Source organism: Coprococcus sp. AM11-30B (assembly GCF_027674365.1).
GTDB lineage: Bacteria > Bacillota > Clostridia > Lachnospirales > Lachnospiraceae > Allocoprococcus > Allocoprococcus comes.
In genome coordinates this window covers 1-1,456 of sequence record NZ_JAQDVB010000050.1, presented here as the reverse complement: position 1 = coordinate 1,456, position 1,456 = coordinate 1, and the positions used below count along the sequence as shown (strand labels likewise).

The window sequence follows — 1,456 nt, the reverse complement described above, 5'->3', positions numbered from 1 at the left end:
TGGGGACGCAGAGGGAGAGCACTAGCGGGAATGGAATCCCGTGGCAAGCGAGGTAGGAGTCGCGTTGGCAAATCCGCGTGACAATCCGAAGACGTGATGCATACCGAACTAGAGTAGGGAAATGTGTGAGCCAGCTGCCAAGAAAAGCCGCTATTGTTTGTACTGTACCCGTACCGTAAACCGACACAGGTAGGTGAGGAGAGAATCCTAAGGCCGACGGGAGAAGCATTGTTAAGGAACTCGGCAAAATGACTCCGTAACTTCGGGAGAAGGAGTGCCAGTGAGAGCTGGCCGCAGAGAATTGGCCCAAGCAACTGTTTAGCAAAAACACAGGTCTATGCAAAACCGTAAGGTGAAGTATATGGGCTGACGCCTGCCCGGTGCTGGAAGGTTAAGGGGAGAGGTTAGCGCAAGCGAAGCTTTGAACTTAAGCCCCAGTAAACGGCGGCCGTAACTATAACGGTCCTAAGGTAGCGAAATTCCTTGTCGGGTAAGTTCCGACCCGCACGAAAGGCGTAATGATTTGGGCACTGTCTCAACAATGCACCCGGTGAAATTGAAATACCAGTGAAGATGCTGGTTACCTGCGCCAGGACGGAAAGACCCCATGGAGCTTTACTCCAGCTTGATACTGGGATTCGATATTGTATGTACAGGATAGGTGGGAGGCGAAGAAGCATTGACGCCAGTTGATGCGGAGCCGCTGTTGGGATACCACCCTTGCAGTATTGGATTTCTAACCAGCAGCCGTGACCCGGCTGGGGGACAATGTCAGGTGGGGAGTTTGACTGGGGCGGTCGCCTCCGAAAGGGTATCGGAGGCGCTCAAAGGTTCCCTCAGAATGGTTGGAAACCATTCGAAGAGTGCAAAGGCAGAAGGGAGCTTGACTGCGACACCGACGGGTGGAGCAGGTACGAAAGTAGGACTTAGTGATCCGGTGGTATAAAGTGGGATTGCCATCGCTCAACGGATAAAAGCTACCCTGGGGATAACAGGCTTATCACTCCCAAGAGTTCACATCGACGGAGTGGTTTGGCACCTCGATGTCGGCTCATCGCATCCTGGGGCTGAAGTAGGTCCCAAGGGTTGGGCTGTTCGCCCATTAAAGCGGTACGCGAGCTGGGTTCAGAACGTCGTGAGACAGTTCGGTCCCTATCCGGCGTGGGCGTAGGATATTTGAGAGGAGCTGGCCTTAGTACGAGAGGACCGGGCTGGACTGACCGCTGGTGTATCTGTTGTTCCGCCAGGAGCATGGCAGAGTAGCCAAGTCAGGAAGGGATAAACGCTGAAGGCATCTAAGCGTGAAGCCCCCCTCAAGATGAGATATCCCAACGTAGAGTTGTAAGACCCCTTGAAGACGACAAGGTAGATAGGGCAGAGGTGGAAGTGCAGTAATGCATGGAGCTGACTGTTACTAATCGGTCGAGGGCATAACCAAGAAGGTAGGACAGGGTAA

Annotated in this window: 1 rRNA gene (cut by a window edge); it reads left to right on the top strand. The window is 53.5% G+C overall.

Features of this window, described 5'->3' with window-relative positions:
- A 23S ribosomal RNA gene (locus tag PGU50_RS17850) occupies positions 1–1,438 on the top strand (it extends 1,572 nt beyond the left edge of the window).
- The last annotated feature ends 18 nt before the right edge of the window (positions 1,439–1,456 follow it).